The 23040-nt window shown below is 44.0% G+C and carries 23 protein-coding genes; 11 read left to right on the forward strand and 12 right to left on the reverse strand.

The window, feature by feature from the left end:
* Positions 1-114 precede the first annotated feature (114 nt).
* Together yihA and ACFQ21_RS08375 are read left to right on the forward strand one after the other, a co-directional pair.
* Positions 115-723, forward strand: a complete 609-nt coding sequence (gene yihA, locus ACFQ21_RS08370; RefSeq protein ID WP_377577546.1) for a ribosome biogenesis GTP-binding protein YihA/YsxC — start codon at positions 115-117, stop codon at positions 721-723.
* A gap of 98 nt (positions 724-821) precedes the next feature.
* Positions 822-1241 (forward strand): DUF5606 family protein, encoded by a 420-nt coding sequence (locus tag ACFQ21_RS08375; RefSeq protein WP_377577549.1) that lies wholly within the window; start codon positions 822-824, stop codon positions 1239-1241.
* Between the two features lie 52 nt (positions 1242-1293).
* Here the strand turns inward: ACFQ21_RS08375 and ACFQ21_RS08380 are convergent, their stop codons facing one another.
* Both ACFQ21_RS08380 and fbp read right to left on the reverse strand, forming a co-directional pair.
* Positions 1294-2334, reverse strand: a complete 1041-nt coding sequence (locus ACFQ21_RS08380) for a DUF6807 domain-containing protein (protein ID WP_377577552.1) — start codon at positions 2332-2334, stop codon at positions 1294-1296.
* Between the two features lie 63 nt (positions 2335-2397).
* Positions 2398-3420 (reverse strand): class 1 fructose-bisphosphatase, encoded by a 1023-nt coding sequence (fbp, locus tag ACFQ21_RS08385; RefSeq protein WP_377577554.1) that lies wholly within the window; start codon positions 3418-3420, stop codon positions 2398-2400.
* A 56-nt stretch (positions 3421-3476) separates the two neighbouring features.
* On the opposite strand from fbp, the gene ACFQ21_RS08390 reads away from it, so the two are divergent.
* On the forward strand, positions 3477-4721 hold the full coding sequence (locus ACFQ21_RS08390; RefSeq protein WP_377577557.1) for an aspartate kinase: 1245 nt from the start codon (positions 3477-3479) through the stop codon (positions 4719-4721).
* Here ACFQ21_RS08390 and ACFQ21_RS08395 read toward each other — a convergent pair.
* Positions 4718-5206, reverse strand: a complete 489-nt coding sequence (locus ACFQ21_RS08395) for a low molecular weight protein-tyrosine-phosphatase (protein WP_377577560.1) — start codon at positions 5204-5206, stop codon at positions 4718-4720. The two genes, ACFQ21_RS08390 and ACFQ21_RS08395, sit on opposite strands and share 4 nt — an antisense overlap.
* A gap of 291 nt (positions 5207-5497) precedes the next feature.
* On the opposite strand from ACFQ21_RS08395, the gene ACFQ21_RS08400 reads away from it, so the two are divergent.
* Positions 5498-6271, forward strand: coding sequence for an enoyl-CoA hydratase-related protein (locus ACFQ21_RS08400; RefSeq protein WP_377577563.1), 774 nt, complete (start codon positions 5498-5500; stop codon positions 6269-6271).
* Positions 6272-6292: 21 nt separating this feature from the next.
* Here the strand turns inward: ACFQ21_RS08400 and ACFQ21_RS08405 are convergent, their stop codons facing one another.
* Positions 6293-7285, reverse strand: coding sequence for a DUF4421 domain-containing protein (locus tag ACFQ21_RS08405; RefSeq protein ID WP_377578292.1), 993 nt, complete (start codon positions 7283-7285; stop codon positions 6293-6295).
* A gap of 98 nt (positions 7286-7383) precedes the next feature.
* Positions 7384-8406: a DUF6588 family protein gene (locus ACFQ21_RS08410; RefSeq protein ID WP_377577566.1), complete on the reverse strand. Its 1023-nt coding sequence runs from the start codon at positions 8404-8406 to the stop codon at positions 7384-7386.
* A 115-nt stretch (positions 8407-8521) separates the two neighbouring features.
* Here ACFQ21_RS08410 and ACFQ21_RS08415 point away from each other — a divergent pair, with 115 nt between their 5' ends.
* The 3 genes from ACFQ21_RS08415 (at position 8522) to ACFQ21_RS08425 (ending at position 11741) form a co-directional block, all read left to right on the forward strand.
* The gene (locus ACFQ21_RS08415) at positions 8522-9760 is read left to right on the forward strand and encodes a 3-deoxy-D-manno-octulosonic acid transferase (RefSeq protein WP_377577568.1); all 1239 of its coding nucleotides are present in this window, start codon (positions 8522-8524) and stop codon (positions 9758-9760) included.
* A gap of 254 nt (positions 9761-10014) precedes the next feature.
* Complete coding sequence (gene rsgA, locus ACFQ21_RS08420) at positions 10015-10929, forward strand: ribosome small subunit-dependent GTPase A (RefSeq protein ID WP_377577571.1); 915 nt, start codon at positions 10015-10017, stop codon at positions 10927-10929.
* Between the two features lie 5 nt (positions 10930-10934).
* Positions 10935-11741 carry a phytanoyl-CoA dioxygenase family protein gene (locus tag ACFQ21_RS08425; RefSeq protein WP_377577574.1) on the forward strand — a complete coding sequence of 269 codons (807 nt, stop codon included), beginning with the start codon at positions 10935-10937 and terminating at the stop codon, positions 11739-11741.
* Position 11742: 1 nt separating this feature from the next.
* On the opposite strand, the gene ACFQ21_RS08430 is transcribed toward ACFQ21_RS08425, so the two are convergent.
* The 5 genes from ACFQ21_RS08430 to ACFQ21_RS08450 form a co-directional block, all read right to left on the reverse strand.
* Positions 11743-12708 carry a glycosyltransferase gene (locus ACFQ21_RS08430; RefSeq protein ID WP_377577576.1) on the reverse strand — a complete coding sequence of 322 codons (966 nt, stop codon included), beginning with the start codon at positions 12706-12708 and terminating at the stop codon, positions 11743-11745.
* Complete coding sequence (locus ACFQ21_RS08435; protein ID WP_377577579.1) at positions 12705-13652, reverse strand: GNAT family N-acetyltransferase; 948 nt, start codon at positions 13650-13652, stop codon at positions 12705-12707. Before ACFQ21_RS08435 ends, ACFQ21_RS08430 begins: the two co-directional genes overlap by 4 nt.
* Entirely contained in the window at positions 13649-14128 is a 480-nt protein-coding gene (locus ACFQ21_RS08440) for an Mpo1 family 2-hydroxy fatty acid dioxygenase (protein ID WP_377577582.1), read from the reverse strand. The genes ACFQ21_RS08435 and ACFQ21_RS08440 overlap by 4 nt, the downstream gene beginning before the upstream one ends.
* A gap of 60 nt (positions 14129-14188) precedes the next feature.
* On the reverse strand, positions 14189-14704 hold the full coding sequence (locus ACFQ21_RS08445; RefSeq protein ID WP_377577585.1) for a DUF4442 domain-containing protein: 516 nt from the start codon (positions 14702-14704) through the stop codon (positions 14189-14191).
* Positions 14705-15046: 342 nt separating this feature from the next.
* Positions 15047-16714, reverse strand: a complete 1668-nt coding sequence (locus tag ACFQ21_RS08450; protein WP_377577588.1) for an APC family permease — start codon at positions 16712-16714, stop codon at positions 15047-15049.
* Positions 16715-16900: 186 nt separating this feature from the next.
* Here ACFQ21_RS08450 and ACFQ21_RS08455 point away from each other — a divergent pair, with 186 nt between their 5' ends.
* From ACFQ21_RS08455 to ACFQ21_RS08465, 3 genes are all read left to right on the forward strand, one after another.
* The gene (locus tag ACFQ21_RS08455) at positions 16901-17551 is read left to right on the forward strand and encodes a 3'-5' exonuclease (protein ID WP_377577591.1); all 651 of its coding nucleotides are present in this window, start codon (positions 16901-16903) and stop codon (positions 17549-17551) included.
* 108 nt (positions 17552-17659) lie between these two features.
* Positions 17660-18235 (forward strand): GDP-mannose pyrophosphatase NudK, encoded by a 576-nt coding sequence (gene nudK, locus ACFQ21_RS08460; RefSeq protein ID WP_377577594.1) that lies wholly within the window; start codon positions 17660-17662, stop codon positions 18233-18235.
* A 70-nt stretch (positions 18236-18305) separates the two neighbouring features.
* On the forward strand, positions 18306-21011 hold the full coding sequence (locus tag ACFQ21_RS08465) for a family 78 glycoside hydrolase catalytic domain (RefSeq protein WP_377577597.1): 2706 nt from the start codon (positions 18306-18308) through the stop codon (positions 21009-21011).
* 124 nt (positions 21012-21135) lie between these two features.
* On the opposite strand, the gene ACFQ21_RS08470 is transcribed toward ACFQ21_RS08465, so the two are convergent.
* Positions 21136-21693, reverse strand: coding sequence for a hypothetical protein (locus ACFQ21_RS08470; protein ID WP_377577600.1), 558 nt, complete (start codon positions 21691-21693; stop codon positions 21136-21138).
* Between the two features lie 7 nt (positions 21694-21700).
* On the reverse strand, positions 21701-22270 hold the full coding sequence (locus ACFQ21_RS08475; protein WP_377577603.1) for a hypothetical protein: 570 nt from the start codon (positions 22268-22270) through the stop codon (positions 21701-21703).
* A 163-nt stretch (positions 22271-22433) separates the two neighbouring features.
* Here ACFQ21_RS08475 and ACFQ21_RS08480 point away from each other — a divergent pair, with 163 nt between their 5' ends.
* The gene (locus ACFQ21_RS08480) at positions 22434-22802 is read left to right on the forward strand and encodes a LiaF transmembrane domain-containing protein (protein ID WP_377577605.1); all 369 of its coding nucleotides are present in this window, start codon (positions 22434-22436) and stop codon (positions 22800-22802) included.
* Positions 22803-23040: the final 238 nt, after the last annotated feature.

Genomic DNA, 23040 nt, shown 5'->3' on the forward strand with positions numbered 1-23040 from the left:
CACAATAATACTACAAGATAGGAAAAACTGTGGATTCTGGAGCAGAAATTTGATGCCATAAATTCACATTTATTACAAACTTAGTATTTTGGGCTTCAATTATTACTTTAACAGATGAAGATTACGAAGTCCGAGTTTATTTCAAGCTATGCCGATGTACATAAATGCCCGGCACCGGATAAGCCGGAGTTCGCATTTATAGGACGTTCAAATGTAGGTAAGTCTTCGCTAATCAACATGTTAACGCAGACGAAAGATCTCGCCAAGACTTCCTCCACGCCTGGTAAAACTCAAACCATAAATCATTTTCTGATCAACGAAACCTGGTACCTGGTTGATCTTCCGGGGTATGGTTATGCCAGTGTAAGCAAAACTATACGCGAAGGTTTCGGGCAAATGATTGAAGATTATGTTCAGAAGCGTGAAAATCTTTCGTGCATTTTTGTGCTGGTCGATTCACGACTTGAACCACAGAAAAGTGATCTGAGTTTTATCAACTGGGCCGGAAGCAAAGGAGTGCCCCTGGCCATTGTGTTCACAAAAGTGGACAAGCTGAAGCTGAATGAACTTCAACGCAATGTTCAGCAATTCAAAAAAGCCGTGCTGGCCGATTGGGAAGAACTTCCGCCCATGATTATTACATCATCGGAAAAGAAAACCGGCCGCGATGAACTGCTCGACTTTATAGACGATGCCCTGAAAGTTTACAAACAACAGGGATAGTCAACGCACGCACTGCACGCAATCCTTTTCACTATTTTCATTATCAACTTTTGCCTGCTTTTTGTTTTAGTTAGCTTTGCGCGCATTATAATTATAATATGACTTTAGCGGAAATAGCAACGATCTCCGGAAAGGGAGGACTCTTTAAAGTAATGGCACCTACTAAATCAGGGGTGATCCTGGAGTCGCTGGACGATACCAAAACAAAAGTGATAGCGACAGCCAATAACAAACTTTCTTTGTTGAATGAGATCTCTATCTATACAACAACCAAAGAAGGCACCGTAGCACTTGAAAATGTTCTGAAGAAAATTCATACCGATTTTGGCAACGACCTCGGGGTTGACTCAAACTCAGACGGAGCTGAGTTGAAATCTTTTTTGAAAGCTGTACTGCCGGAGTATGATGAGAACCGGGTATATGTTTCTGATATCAAGAAACTGGTGAAATGGTACGAGCTTATTCAAAAGCACGCTCCTGATATTCTGACCGGAGCTAAAGAAAAAGAAACAAAATAATGTATTCACGTTGAGAGAAAGTAGTAGTATGCTTCCTCTCAACGGATATATATCATTTGCCAGCAGCAAAGTTATCTGCCAGCGTATTCAAGTCTGTTGTAGTAAGACCTTTTCCGGCATGAACCACAATTCTATATTGAAATTGCGTGGTTTGATCTTTCGATAATTTCAGGTTTAACTCTTCTTTTCCTTCGCTGAAAATCTTTTGTCCTAACGGGTTCGCAGCAAACAACCCATAACCGCGTGCGTGCCAATAGGTAGGATACCCGACATTTTTAGGATGATCGATAATCGCGATGGAAATTTTCTCTCCATCTTTCTCTCCATTTAAACAAGTCCATACGGAACGTTTAGCCCATGTAGCATCGCCCGTTACGCCTTCCTTGTTTACATATAAGCCGGTAACACCCGCGTTATCAAGTTTTGATACAGCGGTAACATTACCGTGTACATCCACAAATTTATCCTCCTGCTTCGAAGGCATTTCCAACGCCCGGGCTACACGTATGGCTATAAAACCATCTTTCACATCTTTAAACAGAACTTCCTGCGCTACAGCTTTCAAAACACAGGCACGATCTATAATGAAGTTTCCGTTTTTTGCCGTGAACACAAAATCTGTAGTTTCTTCCAGCAGTACATTACCATTGATGTCTACCCAATGACTTACGGTTCTGAGTTCAGCTTTGTCTTTACTTCCTTTGGCAAGTAACGTGCGTTGGTGACGGATCGATCCATATTTATCTTTCTTCTCTTTTGCTATAGCATCGCTGTTGTTCCAGAAATCCAGACCATTTACACTTTCATAATTCAGCCATATACCTACATGATGCGGGTGATCGGTGCGTTCGCCAGCGCGGGGTGCTATCGGGAATCCACGCGTTACAACATTGCCCGTTAGTGTTTTTACCGGGAAGAGCACCGGCTTCTCAGTAGAATCAAAATAGCAGTAAGCAGTCAGTAATTTACCATCATACAAAATCTCAATTTTCTTATCGGCCTTTTTTTCAACAACCGAAAAACCTTTCTGTGCCGATGCAGAAGCTACAAACATGAATAACAAGAGTGACAGAATACCGGTACGTATGTTCATGAAGGAAATGTTTAGATCGATATATATTTAAGACACCTGCGTTTAACTCTATAAGACGTGCCGTTATGCAAACGACCCTGATTTATCTACCATGTTTTTAGAGCCAACATAAAACGCGGTGCGCTGGTGCAGCGACTCCGGAACAATATCGAGTATGCGCATAGAACCGTTGGTAGCTTTACCACCTGCCTGTTCGGCAACAAAGGCGAGGGCATTGCACTCGTATATCAGGCGTAATTTACCATTCGGATCTTTTGCCGTTGCCGGGTAAATATAAATTCCTCCTTTTAACATATTGCGATGAAAATCGGCTACGAGCGAGCCTATATAGCGTGCGGTATATTTTTGATCTTTGCAATACTGCACGTATTCTTTAACCGGTTGAGCAAACGAATTGGCAGAACCTTCGTTGATGGAGTATACCTTTCCATCGGCGGGCATGCGCATATCGGGGTGTGAAAGAAAGTACTCACCGAGTGTTGGCTCGTACGTAAAACCGTTTACACCATGACCGGTAGTATATACCATCATGGTAGACGAGCCATACAAAACATAACCGGCAGCAACCTGATCGGCACCGCGCTGCAGTATATCCTCCTGTTGAATCGGAGTGCCTGCCGGGCTCTTTCTTCTATATATTGAAAATATAGTGCCGATCGAAACATTCACATCAATGTTGGAGGAACCGTCCAGCGGATCGATCGCGATTACATATTTACCTTCGTTGTTAAGATCAGCAAAAGTATCGGCCTCTTCGGATACAAGCGCGCATACTTCGCCACCTTTTGCCAGCGCCCGGGTAAAGCGAATATTGGCGAGTACATCTAGTTTCTGCTGATCATCGCCTGCCATATTCTGTGAACCAACAGCACCCATAATATCAATCAAGCCTGCTTTGTTTACTTCACGGTTCACCACTTTGGACGCCAGCGCTATATCGCGCAACAACTGCGAGAGCTCTCCACTGGCATACGCGAACTGATCCTGGTTGCTTTTTATAAAACGGTCCAACGTACTTCCTATCGGTTGTGCAATTCTGGAGGTCTCAATGCTTGGTGTGTTGGCTTTATTGATTGATCTTTGCATAGCGTGTTCAAAAATTTATCTAAAGTTAATTTTGCAAACGATTTAGTCAACTCAAAATGAAGGTTTTTAAATTCGGAGGAGCTTCGCTGAAAAATGCTGACGGAGTAAAGAATGTTGCATCCATCATTCAACAACATGGCCCTGACCAACTATTGGTGGTGGTATCAGCCATGGGCAAGACTACCAATGCCCTTGAAAAGATTCATGCTATCGCTGCTGCCGGTCAAAATGCTTCATCTCAAATTAGCACGCTGTACGAGTACCATCAAGAGATCCTCCAACATTTATTTCCGGCTGGTCATGCGGCATATAAAGCTGTTGATACATGCTTTGAAGAGCTAAAGACTGAACTTGCCGAAACCGGTGAGTTTGACATGATATATGACCAGGTGGTATCGCTGGGAGAAATTATATCTTCAGTAATCGTTGACCACTATCTGCTGGAGATGAATGTAGCTTCGCATTGGCTTGATGCCGGCAGTTGTATTATTACCGATGACAGCTATCGCGAAGGAAAAGTGGATTGGGACAAAACAACTGCGAACATCCAGAAGCTGCGATCAACACTCAACAAGAACATCATCGTTACCCAGGGCTTTATCGGAAAGACAACCGATGGCTATACAACAACACTGGGTCGTGAAGGCTCTGATTTTTCGGCCGCTATATTCGCTTCATCGTTGCTGGCCGATTCGGTTACAATCTGGAAAGATGTACCGGGAGTAATGAACGCTGATCCGAAACGATTGCCGGCTGCCATTGTATTTGATGAACTACCTTTCCAGGAAGCGGCTGAGATGACCTACTACGGAGCCAGTGTTATTCACCCGAAAACTATCAAGCCCTTGGCAAACAAAGGCATTCCTTTACTCGTAAAGAATTTTGAAGACCCTTCACTGCCGGGTACAAAAATTCACGAATGCAAAGTGGACGACTTACCACCTCTGATCGTTTTTAAAGACAACCAGTGTCTTATTTCCTGTAAGGTAACAGACTATACCTTCGTGACCGAACAACATCTCAGCGAGATATTCAATGCACTTTCTTCACTTGATCTTCGTGTGAACGTAATGCAGAACTCGGCTATATCATTTTCGTTCTGCCTCGACTTCCGTGAAAACAAAGTACTGTCGCTTATTCACAAACTTCAGGAGCATTTCGAAGTATACTATAATACAGGACTTACGCTCATCACGGTAAAAAACTATGATGAGAAGACGTTCGAGAAATATCGTAAACACCAGAACGTACTCCTGGAGCAATCGTCACGCTCAACACTGCAAGTGTTGGTCAGACCTTAGTGCTGCGACAGGTAACGTTCTTCCAGGTGTTTCACGAACTTGTCCATCGTGCGATCCAGTATATCAAACACTTCCTGAAATCCCTGTTCACCACCATAATACGGGTCGGGCACTTCCATACCTTTTCCTATCGGATCGAAATCACGCATCAGCATTACTTTTTCTGAATGATGATCGATGGTAGAAAGCCTGAGTATATTCCGGTGGTTGCTGTGATCCATCGCCAATATATAGTCGAACTGATCGAAGTCGTCAACACAAAGTTGTCGGCCAAGGTGCTTGATGCTTACACCATTCTTCAGAGCATTGGCAATGGTTCGGCTATCCGGCGGGTCGCCAATGTGATAGTTTGACGTGCCGCAGGAGTCTGCCTCCACCAGTTTTTCCAGGGCTGTGCCTTTCACTTTATGCTTAAAAACAGCCTCGGCCAGGGGCGACCGACAGATATTGCCGAGGCATACAAATAATATTTTTACGCGTTCCATAAAATCTTTACATGGACAAAATTCACTACATTCTTTCTTAAAAAGGTGCAAAACTAATCGTAAAACGCTGTTTTACAGTCTATAAACTTGTCGTTCAAAAATTCCGTGCAAAAATAATTGAGATAAAGGGTTACAAAAGCACTCAAAATATTATTTATGTACGCATAGCACACTTTTTTAAGTACTGCCTTTTGGTTTGAAAGGCCTCCTTGCAAAAGGGGGCTTTTCTCTTTTTATAGGGTTGCTCTATCGTTCAGGCCGTTTTTATACATTTATAAAAAATAGCAACCCATGGAATTCATCAAGGTTACTGAACAGCACGAACCTGCTATAGCGCTCGTACAATTGTACCGCCCGAAAGAGCTAAATGCATTGAGCCCCCAACTGATGCAGGAACTCCGCGATGCTCTGCAACAACTCGATCGTAACGATGCTGTTCGCGCTATTATCATTACCGGAAATGAACAAGCCTTTGCCGCAGGTGCTGATATAAAGCAGATGGCAGACAAGAGTGCTATTGATATGTTGTTGATCGATCAGTTCAGCACGTGGGACCAGATCCGTAAAGTAAAGAAGCCCATCATTGCAGCTGTATCGGGATTTGCTTTAGGAGGCGGATGTGAGTTGGCTATGATGTGCGATATGATCATTGCCTCTGAAACGGCCAAGTTCGGACAACCGGAAATCAAGATCGGTGTTATACCCGGAGCTGGCGGAACACAGCGACTCACCAAAGCCGTTGGTAAAGCCAAAGCCATGGAGCTTGTTCTCACAGGAAGATTTATAGGTGCTGAAGAAGCATTGTCCTATGGCCTGGTAAATAAAGTAGTACCCGTTGAGATGTACCTATACGAAGCCATACAGCTTGCCAAAGAAATTGTACAGATGTCGCCTATAGCCGTGCAACTTGCTAAGGAAGCTGTGAACCGCTCATTCGAAACACATCTTGACGAAGGCTTATCATTCGAGCGAAAGAATTTTTACCTCACGTTTGCCTCAGAAGATCAGAAGGAAGGCATGAAAGCATTTATGGAAAGACGCAAAGCGGATTTCAAAGGTAAATAAATCTAAAAGTATATATATACCTTACCGGATCACATCCTTCAATACTTCTTTCGTTTTACCACGCGGCACAAAGCGATGCACAATGTTTAAACGCAGGTTGCCAGTATTAAAATCGATCCGCCTGTCGTTGCCCGATGCAAGCCCTATATTCTTATTAACAAATACAAAACTGAAAGCCCATGTTTCAGAATTATAGCCTGCAAAAAAACTGAGCGATGAATTCGGACTGAATGAAGATGAGCGTATGCGTTCTCCGTTGCTGATGATGGTATTGGTTCCGTAGTCCAGACTTACCGTTCCTTGTCCGGTAACGAAGAAGTGCTCTTTAAATACAAAGGTATATGCATACCCTACATTAGGGCCCAGCTCTATAAAATTTACCTGGTCAAGATTAGACTCCGCAGTTTCTCCACTTAACGTTGATGGAACCATAGCACTATCTGCTTTGGTGTGTCCGAGAAAAAACTCAAGTCCCACCAACAGCGAACCAGCCGATTTCTTTTGCCATTCACTTTGTAGAAAGGATGCCCTATACGAAAACTTTTCATGGTTAAAGAGATATTGCCCCGAAGCACCAAGGAAACGCAACTTGATATCCGGGCGCAGGTAATATCCATCTATAGCGGGTGCAAGTTTATCATTGTCAAGGTAAAACCCGTTGTAAAACTGACCGAAAGCATCAACGATCAGCTTTCGACCATATAAATGCGATTGCAGGTCGAGATAACGGGTCTTTCCTTTTTCCTGATCGCGGTTTAGAAATCCGAAACCATACGCCAGGTTTAGTGTAGCCCACTTGTATGTGGCCCCTACCCCCATATTCAAAGTCGTATTCGGTCTGTAACGAACGTTGATGCTCTCGTTATCGTACCGGTATCGAAACGAAGTATACTTCTGCGAAAAGTAAAAACGCCCGGTAATGATCTTGTCGTAAGAAGTATAGTATGCATTGTTGGATTGTGCTGCTCCGACAAGAGCCTGCACCAGGAACAACGCTAGTATAAGGAAACGCATCACGACAGTATCTGCTAAAAAAGCGATACCACTAAAAAACAAAAGCAACGGTACTTAAACCGTTGCTTTTATTCTACATGTATTCTTTAAAGGTTCTACTAGCGCACGTTAATACCGAAGCCAACAGTAAGCGCATTGTATTTTTGCAAAGTATAATCCGCATGCAATGTGAACACGGCAAGTTTCAATCTGAAACCCGCGCCAATACGTGGACCAGAGGCAGCAAATTTCATATCAATCGGATCGATCTCCTGTGCTTCGTACGTACCATCGTTGTCAACGTCCCATTTACCCAACATGCTCAGGTTCGACTTGGCAATGTTGTAACCTACGTTACCATATACAGTAAGGACAGAAACTTTTTTAGAGATAGCGGCTTGTATAGTAGTTGCATTCATTACCATTTCACCACGGGCATTCTCGGTAGTAATATCGGTGTTGGTATATTTATAATCCAGTGAGAGGCGGGTATAGCCTACAAAAGCGGAAAGATCGAACGGCAATAATTTTAGACCTGGTATATATTGTTTTACATCGTGCATAACGCCCACACCGAACAATTTAAACTGAGAGTCATCATCCAGGTCGATAGCCGGAGTAAAGCGCACGCGCAGATCAGTACCTTTCGGTAGTCCTATACCAAGTGTAACCATCGGCACCGGCATCCAGTTCTTGCCAATTTCGCCTTTCAGGTCAAGACCGCCTGGTCCTTCAAATGTCTCACCAGTTAAATTATCTTTTTCTCTATAGACAGGAGATCTGTCAGGACCAAAGATGGTGGGCGCATTCGGGTAATCAGATGATGTAGGAGTAAGCTCCACTTTTGTAAGTCCTAACTTGGTAACATCATAAAACAAATCACTTTTAGGAATCGACATCGCGCTGGCGGTAATGGTAAGATCAAAACCAACAAGCTTGTGTGTCTTTGCCGTGTTATACCAGCCTGAGTTCAATCCGAGGGAAACACTTTTCATGAACGGAGAGATATAACCATTTATCAGTTTCTCACCATCATCAATGCTTTCTCTCAACAACTCATCAATATCATCCTGTGCAAAAGATGGTATCGAAATCGCAAAAAATAGTCCGAATACAACTGCTGTTCTTTGGAGTAGGTTCATAAATTTTTAATTAAACGCTAATTCATCCCAAAATATAAGATTTGGTAATCTTTCTTTGAGGAAAGATGTGCAAATTATCACATCACTTAGATTCAGGTTTGTATTTTTATGCCCAATGGAGGTTCTGTATAGTGTTTTTATAGGTTTGTTCGGGTTTATCCTGAAACTCGCAAGTCCTTTCAACCCAAAGGCAAAAGCATTTGTCTCAGGCCGTAAAAAGCTCTTCAGCAGGTTATCGGCCTGCATTACCGACACAGCTCCGCTGGTGTGGGTTCATTGTGCATCGTTAGGTGAATTTGAGCAGGGACGCCCTGTGATCGAAGCTCTGAAAAACGAGTTTCCACACATTAAAATATTGCTCACCTTCTTCTCCCCTTCCGGCTACGAAGTGCGCAAGAATTACAACAACGCTGATTACATTTATTACCTTCCGTTAGACACCAAACGCAACGCCCGCAAATTCATCAGCATTACCAAGCCAGTGCTGGCCATCTTTGTGAAGTATGAATTCTGGTATCATTATTCGAAAGAACTGCACGCACATGGCATTCCATTGATATCCGTATCAACGATCTTTCGTAAAGACCAATTATTCTTTCAGTCGTATGGAGGTTTTTACAGACGCATACTCAAAAACTTTTCATTCTTTTTTGTTCAGAACGATGAGTCCAAACAACTGCTGCAATCCATCCACCTGACCAATAGCCAGCGCGTTGGCGACACCCGGTTTGACCGCGTACACCAGATCGTGAAGCAAGGTGGTGAAATAGAAATTGCCAAAGTCTTCAAGAACGATCAGCGCACTATGGTAGTAGGAAGTTGCTGGCCGGAAGATATGGAAGTGCTCGCTCCGTTCATCAACGAGAACAAGCTGAAGTTCATCATTGCTCCGCACGAAATCTCCGAACCCTTTATAGCTTCTCTTGAAAAAGCGCTCATGGTAAAATCCATACGCTATACCGCGGCCGCAGCGCATCAGAATCTTGACGACTGCCAGGTACTGATTATTGATAATATAGGGATGCTCTCTCGCCTGTATCGTTACGGCGAGTTTGCATATATAGGGGGAGCCTTCGGCAAAGGCCTACATAATATACTGGAAGCAGCCTGCTATGGAGTACCTATACTTTTTGGCAATCGTAATTTCGAAAAATTCCAGGAGGCACGCGACCTGATAAACCGCGGTGGTGCCTTTGAAGTAGGCGACTATACCGACCTGAAGACAAAATTCGAAATGCTAAATCTCCCGGAAAACTTTCTGCTAGCCTGCGATGTAACACGACTCTATGTAGAGGAAAACCTCGGGGCCACGGAGAAGATCATGCAGTATTGCCGGGGAGTTGTTAGCCGTTAATCATTACAAGGCTAATCGTTATCCGTTAATAGTTATTCGTAAGATTCAATTTGAGGTGCTATATACCTTACCAAGTTCGTGTATAGCTTTTCTTTGTGAAATCTTCGTGATTTCTTTGAGTTCTTCGTGCCATTGGATTTTTACTACCGCCTTCCAAGTACCTCGTTCATCTATATCTGCAACCACACTCCTCACGAATAACGATTAACCTGCAACGGTTAAACGGATAACAGAATAACGATTAACTTTACCCCATGAAGGGAACTGTCATGCGCTCTACCGGATCATTCTATGATGTGCTCGCAGAAGACGGCAAGAAGTATAACTGTCGCGTACGTGGAAAGATCAGACTGGAAGGTATCAAAGAAACAAACCCGGTAGCCGTAGGCGATCATGTTATCGTGGATCTTGAACATGAAATCGGTTCGATCACTGAAATTCTGCCGCGCACCAATCATATCATGCGCAAGTCTGTAAAGAAGACTGGTCACTCGCATGTACTGGCAGCTAATATAGATCAGGCGTTGCTGGTGGTTACACTTGCATTGCCCCGCACATCGCTTGGCTTTATCGATCGCTTCCTGGTCAGTGCTGAGGCGTATCGAATTCCGCAGATCATTGTTTTTAACAAACGCGATTTACTCAGTGAAGATGATCTGATTCAACTGGATGAATTGATCAAACTATATGAAAGTATAGGTACTACCTGCTTCTCTATCTCTGCGCAGCAGGATGATCCGGAAGCGATACGGAAGATTCTTCAGGGTAAAATTACGCTTATAGCCGGGCATTCGGGTGTAGGTAAATCTACGTTGTTAAATGCCATTGCTCCGTCTATTAGCCAGGCCGTTGGCGATATATCTTCGTTCTCACAAAAGGGTACTCACACGACCACCTTTGCCGAAATGTTTGCGCTCGATGACAAGACTTTTGTGATTGATACACCCGGTGTTAAAGAATGGGGACTTGTAGAAATGAGCGAACAGGAGTTATCGGACTACTTTCCCGAGATGCGCGACTTACGCCTTGAGTGTAAATATGGTGCACGGTGCATTCATATAAACGAACCCAAATGTGCTATACTGGATGCTGTGCAACATCAGACTATCGCTTTGAGTCGCTATCAAAGTTATTATAGCATGATGATGGATGAGGATAATCGAAAGTAAACATTATGGAGTACTCAGTAAACGGACAGCATTTCAGATACGAGGCGCACGGTGAAAAAATATGGGGAGCTGACTCCGTTCTGCTGGAAAATAGTATAGATCTCACTGCCAACAAACCCTGGCACGAAACAGGCTATACCATTGAGACACTTTTTGATGATGACCTCTACGCCACGTTTTCTAAAAATGTATACTCGCTTCTGATCAATTGCTGGCGTGAAGCCGGGTTACCGATTACCGATCAATTCTCCCTACAAGACTATCATAAGATTGCAACGGATTTTGAAACACATTTACGAGCCGTTGAAAAAACAAAACTGTTATCTGTACATGATTTCCCGGTACCGATTCACCTGCTTGAAGAACGGATAGGCGCACTTTGCAAAACTCCGGTTATCGCAAAAAATCCATTTGACCAGCAAGCTATATTTCACTTTCGTGTGATACGACCTGGCAAAACTGATAACAACCCGCTGCACCGCGATGTATGGCTGGAGGATTATGATAACTGCATCAATCTATATATACCCATAGCCGGCAGCAATGAATTAACCTCATTAATGATAATTCCCGGCAGTCATCTTTGGGCGGAGTCGAAAATAGAACGTACGGCTGCCGGTGCACTCATTAATGGTATAAAGTTTAACGTACCGGCAGTAACGGCCATCAAAGATGATTTTACGGTAGTGCGTCCTTCTCCAGCGGCAAACGAAGTGCTGGTATTCTCACCTTATCTTATCCACGGTGGCGCTATAAATTCATCACCTGACCAGACAAGAATTTCCATTGAGATTCGCTTGTGGACGCGATAGTTTATCTGAACCGTATTCTGTGATATAGATTACGGAAGGATGTTAATGGCAGTTTAAACTTCAGCATAGAAGATAAAAATCTGTCGCTAAGAGACAATGGTGCGAGCTCCTTTAGCAGCGCTAAAAATAAATCACCTTCCGAAAAATTCTCCGAGAGAATCGATTGTCTCAATTCATACCGCACACGACTGATGAGAGCATTTCTTTCTTCCAGTGTACGGATGAGCTTTTGAGCTTTGCGACATACCAGGTATGTAGAATGCAATTGCCTGTCACCGATTTTATACCAACCTGTTGACATCGAACGCGCACTCTTTCGCACAACCGTTAACTTCTCATCGGTATAATTATACTTATACAACCGGGATGAACGCACCCAAAAATCAAAATCTTCATAGGCGAGTTCTTCATCATAACCATTCAACGTATCAAATACTTTTTTACGAGTCATCATCGCGGGAGATGATATAAAATAGGTGGTTAGTAGATCTTTAAACACATCGCCACGCGGAATCGTATATACAAGACGTTTCCTTTGTAACTCTTCAAAGTGATTGTATAGAAATTTACCTTCTTCATTCACGTAGATCGCGTCTGAAAAGATAACACCGTACGATTCATCCAATGATGAAAAGAATTCCACCTGGCGTTCAATCCGCTCCGGCACGATATAGTCGTCCGTAGCTAAATCAATTATATACTCGCCTTTTGCCAACGCCAGACCTTGATTAAAAGCCCGGCAGTTACCTATATTTTCAGATAGCGGCAGAAACTGTATATCGGTTCGTCCGCTTCGATAAATGACATCGCGAATTACAGCTACGCTATTATCGCTACTGGCATCGTCAACAACAATAACCTGGATGTTCGTATAGGTTTGCGCGAGTACCGACTGTATAGCCTCTTCCACAAAGCGTGCGTGGTTATAGCAAAGACATATAACCGAAACGAGTGGCGCCTGCTTCATAGCGTTTTATGAAACGTTAACTTCTGTGTCGACTTTGCCCCTAACCTCACCTTGAAATCCAGCAGTGAAAAATTAGGTTCATTCCCGGTGGCCGATGTACCTAGATCCAGGTATGTAAACCCGTTTGCCTGGCAGTAAGTATACATAGCATTCATAAGCGTTACCACCGGGCTATATTTATTAAACTCCCGATCATGCGCTCCGTAAAAATTATAGAGTACATCTTTCGTAACAACTATATTGATCGAGGCGGCAACCAGTACATCCTGCTGATATATAGCGAAGAGGATAAACCGATCCGGAAACGCATCGGCAATTCGTTTCAGTTGCTCCCATGAAAGTGACAACGTCCGCGATTGAAGCTCACGGCAACGTGCAATAAACCGGTATACGTCTTCAAGATGATCCAATGAAAGCTGCCGGACGTTCCAACCCTTCTTTAGTGCCATGTGATACTTCCTTCGTTCCCAGGATTCGAGCTTATCAAGATATACTTCATTATCAACGGGAATCAGCGAACCTACCTCTGCCCGGCTTACGTGGTAATTCAGGTTGAATAGCAAGACTTGCAGCGCTGCCATACTCTCGGGAAAATATAGCTCAGGCGGATTTTTTATCGTGATCTGTTTTACTCCTTTCAGTCGCAATTGTTCTTCAACAAACACCAGGAATTTAAAAAGAACCTGTACCGGCAAATGTCTTGAAAACAAAACCGATCCGAACGGACTTTGCAACGGGCTCTTTGCCTTCTCACCCGTAATATGAAAATGTATAATGGCCTGAACGGTATTATTCTCGCGCTGAAGTATATAATAGGTATACCAGTTCGATTCGTCCTGTAAAAAAAGATGACGTACGTGATGAAAGATCGTTGCGCTAAAATCCTCGTTATACTCCCCGGGCGGTGTACCCTCAAAAAATGAATACGCTTCTTCCAATATCAATACGGAATTCCGAGTTTCTTATAAACAAAATGCATGAGCCACGCGGGGCCTATCAGCAGAAATTGAACATCCTTAAAAAACGATGGCTTCTTTCCTTCCACTTTATGGCCGTAGAACTGGCCGATCCATGCCAGTACAAATACACCTATGCATACCGCCCACAGCGGGGCTATATTCAAACGTATAATAAGATTGGCAAGGGCCAGGCACAGTACGCCAAACAACATCATACCTATACTTAAAGGTATAGAAAGTGTTACATAATATATAGTAACAAGCACCAGCACAACCGTTGCCCAGTTGGCATATACATTTCCTTCGCCCAATACGGATTGTACAGCCTGCGAAGGAATAGAAGCGATCAACCCTACAATGCTGAAGAATATCAGCGGCACACAAATCCAGTGTATAGATTTATTTGTTTCATTCTGATGACTCTCGCCATACTCCAATAGCAACTGATCAATCCTTCGCATACACGTCAGTTTAGTATAAGAAATTTAGTGTATTCCTGTGAATCTTCAAACGATTAGCACCTATGCCGAAAGTCTTGTTTTAACTTTCTGCCAGTCCTTTATTTGCCAGTATACTTTTCCCGTTGTAAGATGATTTCCCTGTTCATCGTGAATCTTTATTTCACAGATAATCACAACAGCATCCTGCGTTTTCAAGGGGTCGTATATCTGTTGTTGCAACCAGTCTTCCGAGATCGTAAAAGTTGCTGTTGCATTCATCTTTCCCTGGTAATGATAATCCATTTCCAGGCGTTGCATAATGAGGCGATACTTCTTGGCGTCCAGTTTACTGACCAGTAGGAAACCCGTGGTAAATTCCGAGATCGTAGCGAGCGCACAGGCATGCAACCCACGAATGTGGTTAAAGTTCCTTCTCCGGTAAGGGATCAGCGTTCTCAAGTGATGATCACCAATTTCCAATATCCGGAAACCGTGTGGCTTGTTAAAGGGAATCATCCGGTTCAGCGACCAGTTAAGCAGGGCCAGGTAGAAGGAGGAAGTCTTTGCTTTTTGTACAATACGGTTCGGATCGAGCATATCTGGCGTTGATTTACGTTAATTTATCGGCTTTAAAACCGATGTAGTAACTCTTTTTTTCGATTGGCATGGTATTAGAATATATTCTTGTATGTTCTAACAAAGGCCATGGCCTTAACTACTAAAATGAAACCCAAATTTAATTTTATTGACCTTGTGTTGATAGCCCCTGCTGCCGCAGCATTGTTGTATGGTATATTTTCATTTGCGTATTAAACTATATATATCCTCAAACTATATCTGCTTTCATCGTTGGCTGTGAGTTACTGATTTCGGTTCTTCCGTCTCCAGACTTCCCGTCTTTTCGGACTTCCCGACTTCTTAACTTCCACACACGCGAAGCTATACCTTCTCTGTAGAAAGTTTACTGCGCCAGTAGCCATAACTGAAGTATATCACGAGGCCGAATGCCATCCAGCCGAAAAATACACCCCAGCTGCGGGCCGGAATTTCAATCATCAGGTATAAGCAGCAAAGCATACCCAGCACCGGTATAAGGGAGAGTTTTTTTATGAACGAAGCAATGGTTATTACCGTAGCCAGCACAATGAATATAAGGAATAAAATTTCCTGGTGTGATTCGTGGTTGATGTTGGTGGCAGAGTTTATAATGCGCTCGCGGAAACCGTAGAGGAATACGATAAACAAAATGGGTACAATCCACTGACTGTTGATATAGGGCAGGTTGAATTTCTTGCCCGCTGTATTTTCTTCGCGTGGCAGCATCAGTACACCTCCACATACCAGTACAAAGGCAAACAAAGTTCCTATACTGGTAAGATCTGTCATCAAAGCACTTTCTACAAATAGAGAAGGTATAGCTACAATGAATCCCGTTACGATAGTAGAGAAAGCAGGAGTCTGATACTTCGGGTGGATTTTAGAAAAACGTTTTGGCAACAAACCATCGCGGCTCATGCTCATCCAGATACGCGGTTGCCCGATCTGAAATACCAGCAATACACTGGTAGCAGCAATAACAGCACTAACGGATATAAAGAATCCTACTTTGCCCAGGTTGATCTTCTCGAATACATACGCCAGCGGATCAGCTACATTGTTAAACTCCGAGTAATTTACCATACCGGTAATTACCAGTGTAACGATTACATAGATGATGGTACAAATTATCAGCGAGTATATCATGCCGCGCGGCAGATCGCGCTGGGGATTAGCACATTCTTCAGCTGTAGTAGAGATCGCATCGAAACCTATATACGCAAAGAACACAGCCGATACACCTTTCAACACACCGGTAAAACTATTGGGGAGAAACGGACTCCAATTATCAGCATCAATATAAAATATACCGATCAGTACAATGATCGCGAGTACCACCAGCTTTAGTCCCACCATAAAGTTTGCACTGCTTCGACTTTCCTTTATACCTACATATGCCAACATAGTAATGAGTATAATAATGATGGCTGCCGGTAAATTGCAGATGAATCTGAAACCTGCAATAACCGGAGCCGTTGTCCATGCAAGGCCTTCCGTACTTGTGCCCGCTGCAATTGCTTCTTCGTACGAATTCATCGCGGTTGTCGGATCGGTGGATAGCCATGCAGGTAAATGCAGCCCGACACCTTCCAGTAAATTGGCGAAGTAACTGCTCCATGAAATAGACACTACCACGTTACCGATAGCATACTCCAGAATGAGCGCCCAGCCAATAACCCAGGCGGCAATTTCACCAAACGTAACATACGAGTAAGTATAGGCACTGCCCGCCACCGGAACGCGCGATGCAAATTCAGCATAGCACATCGCGGTAAAGCCACAGGTAACAGCCGTAATGATAAAGAGGAATATAACTCCGGGACCACCGTCATAAGCAGCCTGGCCGATAGTTGAAAAGATACCGGCCCCGATTACCGCGGCAATACCGAGGGCCGTGAGGTCGCGTACACCGAGTACTTTTTGAAGTCCACCAGCACCGTGGCTCTCATTACTTTCAACATCTTTCAGGATTTTGGCAAGCGGTTTCTTTCGGAAAAGGGAGTCAAGCATTCAGTTTCAGGTTTAAGGTGGGCTCAAAATAAGTAAAAATTAAACAGGTTTTGCACTGAAAATGAGGGAGCCACCGCTTTGTTTATATGAATACGAATGAAAATTTATACTTGGTCAGAGAGGAGATGATTTTTTAAATTATCTTAATGGCGTTAAGTGGAAGGAAATTTTTTAAACGCTTTCAATTTGGACTTTTTAATGACTCCTCCGAAAGAACATCTGAACAACGCTGCCGAACACAGCGTAGATCCTAAGACCAATATTACGGCCGAAGAGCTTAACCTGCTGCCGCTGAAAGCTTTTACGGGGAAGGTGAGCGTGATCACCGATGCAGAAAAGCTCTCCAAAGCGCTGAAGGAGATGGAGAAATATGATGCCGTTGGATTTGATACCGAAACCCGCCCCAGTTTTAAAAAGGGACAATCGTACAACGTTGCCTTATTGCAACTGGCGTTACCACATAAAGTATTCCTCATCAGGTTGCACCATACCGGGGTAACGGATGAGCTCGCTGCATTTTTTGAAAACGAGAATATCATGAAAGCGGGTGTGGCCATCCGTGACGATATAAAAGCACTGCAGAAGAACAAGCGCTTTCAACCCCAGGGATTTGTTGAACTGGCCACGCTGTCTAAAGAAAAAGGATTGCAGGTGGAAAGTGTAAAGAAACTTACCGGCTTGCTGCTCGGCTTCCGCATTTCAAAAAGTGCCCAGACTTCGAACTGGGAAGCTCCTACGCTTACGGAGAAGCAGCTGGAGTATGCCGCTACCGATGCCTGGGTATGCCTGGAGATATATAGAAAACTGATCGCAGCGCAGCCTGTCACTATACTATAGATTGCTATAGTTATAGTATATATTCTTTTTTCAGAAGCCGTTCTGTAACAAAACCGATGAGGATCAAGTTTAAAGGTGTTCAAGGTTATTCTCCCATCACAAAAACAAATGACTCCCGCTGTTAAAATTCTGAAGAAAGAAATTCTTTCTGCGAACTGGTACAAGCTTTACAAATACACGTTTACCTTCATTGACCGGCAAGGTCAGGAGTTAACGCAAAGTCGTGAAGCGTACGACCGTGGTAACGGTGCTACCATCCTCCTCTATAATAAAGAGCAACGTACGGTAATTTTAACACGCCAGTTCCGCTTGCCAACTTTTGTAAACGGTAACGAAAATGGAATGCTCATAGAGGCCTGTGCCGGGTTGCTGGATCTTGATAATCCGGAAGACTGCATTCGCAGGGAAACCGAAGAAGAGACCGGCTATCGCATTTCGCATGTTCAAAAGATTTTTGAAGTATATATGTCGCCCGGGTCAGTTACGGAGATCTTGTATTTCTTCATCGGAGAATATTCGCATGAACAAAAAGTGAACGAAGGTGGTGGTGTGGATGAAGACGAGAACATTGAAGTGCTCGAGCTTGATTTCGAAAAGGCTTATGGCATGATTGCTTCGGGTGAAATACGCGATGCCAAAACCATCATGCTCCTGCAATACGCCAAACTTCACAACATTTTCTAAGGCACACCAGCAAAGAGCAGGGTAGTTAATTACCGGCAACTTTTTATTTTACAGAGCATAACCAGACACTATGTTCCGTAAACTAATTCTACTCGTACTTTGCGTTGCTGCCGGTATACCGGGCATCGCTCAAAAACTTCAGCTCGCTGAGCTTACCACCGAATATCAGACGAACCCGATCGGCCTGGATGTTACCCAGCCACGATTCAGTTGGGTGCTGGTGTCGCCTCAGCGGGATATACTTCAAACAGCTTACGAACTGCGGGTAAGCACCGATGGCAACTTTAAAAGTATAGCCTGGCAAACCGGTAAAGTAAACTCCGATCAATCAGCATTCATTTCCTATAGCGGCACTCCACTAAAGGCAAAACAGCAATACTACTGGCAGGCACGTGCGTGGGATAACAAAGGGAATGCTTCAGCCTGGAGTAAACCTGCATCATTCGAAGTTGGATTGCTTACCCCGGATGAATGGAAAGCTTCTTGGATCGAACCCGCTATACCAGGCGATAGCTCGGCTGGTCCTGCTCCTATACTTCGCAGGGAGTTCGACTTGAAAAAGGCTGTAAAATCAGCACGACTCTATATTACCTCGCATGGGCTATACGAAGCGCACATCAACGGGAAGCGTGTAGGTGATGAGTATCTTACTCCCGGTTGGACAAGTTATAACAAGCGACTGCAATACCAAACGTACGATGTTACAGGTTTACTGAAGCAAGGTCGCAACGCAACGGGTGCCCTACTGGGCGATGGCTGGTATCGCGGAAACCTGGCGTGGGGCGGATTGAAAAACATTTACGGAAAAACACTCGGGCTGCTATATCAACTTGAAGTAACCTATACGGATGGTTCAACCGAACTCGTTACATCCGATGCGCAATGGAAATCCTCCACCGGTCCCATTCGCAGAGCGGGTATATATTATGGTGAAGCATACGATGCGCGGCTTGAGAAAAAGAATTGGACACAAGCCGGCTTTAGCGATAGCGACTGGCAGGGTGTAAACGTGATACCGGGCGGAAAAGAAAATATAGTGGCATCGTATGGACCTCCCGTGCGAAAGCATGAAACATTCAAACCACTCAAAATATTTAAAACACCGAAAGGCCAAACCGTTGTAGACTTCGGACAGAACCTCGTAGGATGGGTTACACTAAAAGTAAAAGGCAATGCCGGTGACAAGATTACGATTCGTCATGCCGAGGTATTGGACAAAGAAAAGAATGTATACCTTGAAAACCTGCGTGCTGCACAGGCTGAGATCGTATATATACTGAAAGGTGGTGAAGAAGAAATATACGAGCCGCGTTTCAGTTTCTTCGGGTTCCGGTATGCATGGGTGGAAGGTTATCCCGGCACACTTACAGCCGACAAGATAACGGCCACGGCAGTATATTCGGATATGAAGCCTACTGGTAATTTCATTTCGTCTCATCCGCTAATCAATCAGCTTCAGCATAACATTCAGTGGGGGCAAAAAGGAAACTTTGTTGATGTACCTACCGATTGCCCGCAACGCGATGAGCGTTTGGGCTGGACAGGCGATGCACAGGTATTCTTTCGCACGGCTGCGTATAATATGAACGTTGCATCGTTCTTTCACAAATGGCTGAAAGACGTGGAAGCCGATCAGCGTAAAGATGGCGCTGTGCCTTTTGTTATACCCAATGTATTAGGAGACAGTGCTGCTGCCTCCACGGGCTGGGCCGATGTAGCTGTAATTATACCCTGGAATTTATACCAGGCCTACGGCGACCAGCGAATTCTGGAACAGCAATATGAAAGCATGAAAGGCTGGGTTGGCTATATGGAACGCAGAAGTAAAAATGATCTCTGGAACCGCGGCTTTCATTTTGGCGACTGGCTTTTCTACAGACCTTTTGATGACAATGACGGCCGCTCTGCGGTGACTGATAAATACCTGATATCACAATGCTTCTGGGCATACTCCACACAACTGATGCTGAACACGGCACAGGTATTAAACAAGCCTGCCGATGTGCAGCACTATACTGCGCAATTAAAAAAGATCAAAGAAGCTTTTCTCAAAGAGTATGTAACACCATCCGGCCGGTTGGTATCCAGTACACAAACAGCCTATACACTTGCATTGCACTTTGATATGTTACCGGAAACTTTGCGTGCGCAGGCTGCCGATAAACTCGCACAGAATGTAAAGAGCTATGGCAATCACCTTACTACCGGTTTTCTGGGCACTCCGTATCTCTGCCATGTGCTTACACGCTTCGGCTATACCGATGTAGCGTATGACCTGTTACTACAGGAAGAATATCCTTCATGGCTATACCCGGTAAAAATGGGTGCCACCACTATATGGGAACGTTGGGACGGCATGAAACCCGACAGCACATTTCAGACACCGGGCATGAACTCATTTAACCACTATGCCTATGGCGCAATAGGCGACTGGATGTATCGCACCGTAGCCGGATTACAGGAAGCATCACCAGGCTATAAGAAAATTACCATTGCACCTCAACCCGGAGGCAAACTAACACAAGCTGCAGCCGAACTCAAGACTATATATGGCGCTGCTAAATCTGCATGGAAAACTGAGAATGGTATTCTGAAACTCGATATAATTATACCAGCCAACACAACAGCAACAGTTACCCTTCCGCAAGCCAGCGGTAAAAAAGTTACCGAACAGGCGAAGGATATAGAACAACAAAAATTCAAAACAGAAAGCCGGGATAAAGATTTGATACTAACACTAGGCTCAGGCACGTACCATTTCGAATATCCCTTATAAATATATATAGCTACCACATAAAAATAGCCACTCAAAACGAGTGGCTATTTTATTTTACTTCCAAATTCTTACTTCTTACTCCTTGCTTCTTACTTCCTTTCGAGAAGCCAGTAACCCGCAGCCACTAAAAAACAACCTGCTTCACCACCACGTCAAACTCACCACTTACCGTAGCGTTTTTGCCTGTACTGTTTTCAGAACCTTCCACAACGTATTTGCCTTTTGTGCGGCCGGAAGCATTCTCGAAAGAAAAATCAGATATAGTCAGGTCATTACCGGATGAGCTCATGTAGAAATCAAGAATCTTGTTATTGAAGTCGTTATCACGATACTGCATGGTCATATAGCTGTTCGGTTCAGTATCTGCGGCATCATCCAATGAAAAACGGAACGTAAAATACCCTCCGGTTTTCATATCCTGCCGTACAATGTATATATCAATGGATCCATCGTCATCGATCTCATAATAGGAGATGCTTTGTATACCATATAGTCCCGGCTGATATTGCGAATAGCTGAACGATTCATTGATCGCCACACTTCCTTCACTTGTTGTACCGGTTATCGTGCCTTTAATCACACCCTGTTGCTGATACTCCAATGCCGGAACATCGTCATCACCGCACTGCGAAAATATCAGTGTTATAACAGCAAGTCCGAATATTCTAAATATACTTTTCATATTCATGTTACTGTATGGTCTGCTTTACAACTACATCAAAAGATCCGGTTACAGTAGAATTGTTATCCGTGGTATTATCGCTACCCGAAATACTGAAGTCACCTTTTACACGACCAGACGCTAAATCAAATGAGAAATTCGTGATCGAAGATTCGTTATCAGAATCTTCATACGAGTCACCGGACGTAGAGAAGTATAAAATCTTATCGCTCTCTTCGATGTACACCACGTTAATTTCATATTCGGGAGATGTATCGGTGGCATTTTCCAGGTATAGGTTCAACTGCACACCACCACCCGTCTTTACGTCCTGGCGGATGATCTGCATTTCGATAGAACCATCGTCATCCAGGTCATACGAAGATGAATACGGGCCGGTATAATAACTCGGATTATACTTCGAATAACTGAATTGTTCATTGATAGCTGTTGCATCATCAGATGCTGTACCGGTGATTGTACCTTTGATCACGCCCTGCTCTTCGTATTCAATGGCAGGAATATCATCGTCATCACAGCTTGAGAAAATAGACAGGGCACAAAATGCCCCCAACAATAGTAAATTGTTTTTCTTCATAGGGGTTTTTATTTCTGTTAAAATAGCTAAAAATTATCAGTCTACCGACAGCCCATTTCACCGACCGGGTTCTTTTATTCACCTACGCACATCCCCGACACGCCTAAAGCTGATGGCCGATTGGTATAGTCTTGCCGTATATTCGAATAAAAAAATTCATACCATGCAAACCACTGAATATACTACAGAAAACAGAGACAAAAAATACCAGCGCAAACAGAGAGGTCGCATTCTAGGTGGCCTCGTTATTGTTGCAGCAGGTGCTGTACTCTTTGCACACAAAGCCGGTGCTGTTTTACCGGAGTGGTTATTTGCCTGGCCCATGATCATTATAGCCATCGGTATATATTCAGGTGCCAGACGCAGCTTCCGTGATTTTCAGTGGCTCATACCCGTGGCCATTGGTGGACTGTTCATGGCCGATCGTTTCATTGAAGGCTTCTCCCTCGGTCACTATATCTGGCCCATCATCGTTATTGCGATAGGCCTCAGCATTATGCTCCGCCCCAAACGCAAACACGACTGTATATAGTCTGAAAAGAACTACGTATCAAAATGGCTCTGCTGAACTGGTGGAGCCTTTTTTAGTTGCTAGCTGCCAGCCTCTGGCTGCTAGCTTTTTATCTGATGGCTACTTCACTACTAACAGCAACGTTTACATCACCGCTATACATCTTGCAGCCAGCAGCCTTCTTGCTTCTTACTCCTGACACATTTTAGCTGCTAGCTCCCAGTCTCCAGCTCCTGGCTGTTATCTGATGGCTACTTCA

The sequence above is a fragment of the Ohtaekwangia kribbensis genome, from assembly GCF_042676245.1.
In the GTDB taxonomy this organism is placed as follows: Bacteria; Bacteroidota; Bacteroidia; order Cytophagales; family Cyclobacteriaceae; genus Ohtaekwangia; species Ohtaekwangia kribbensis.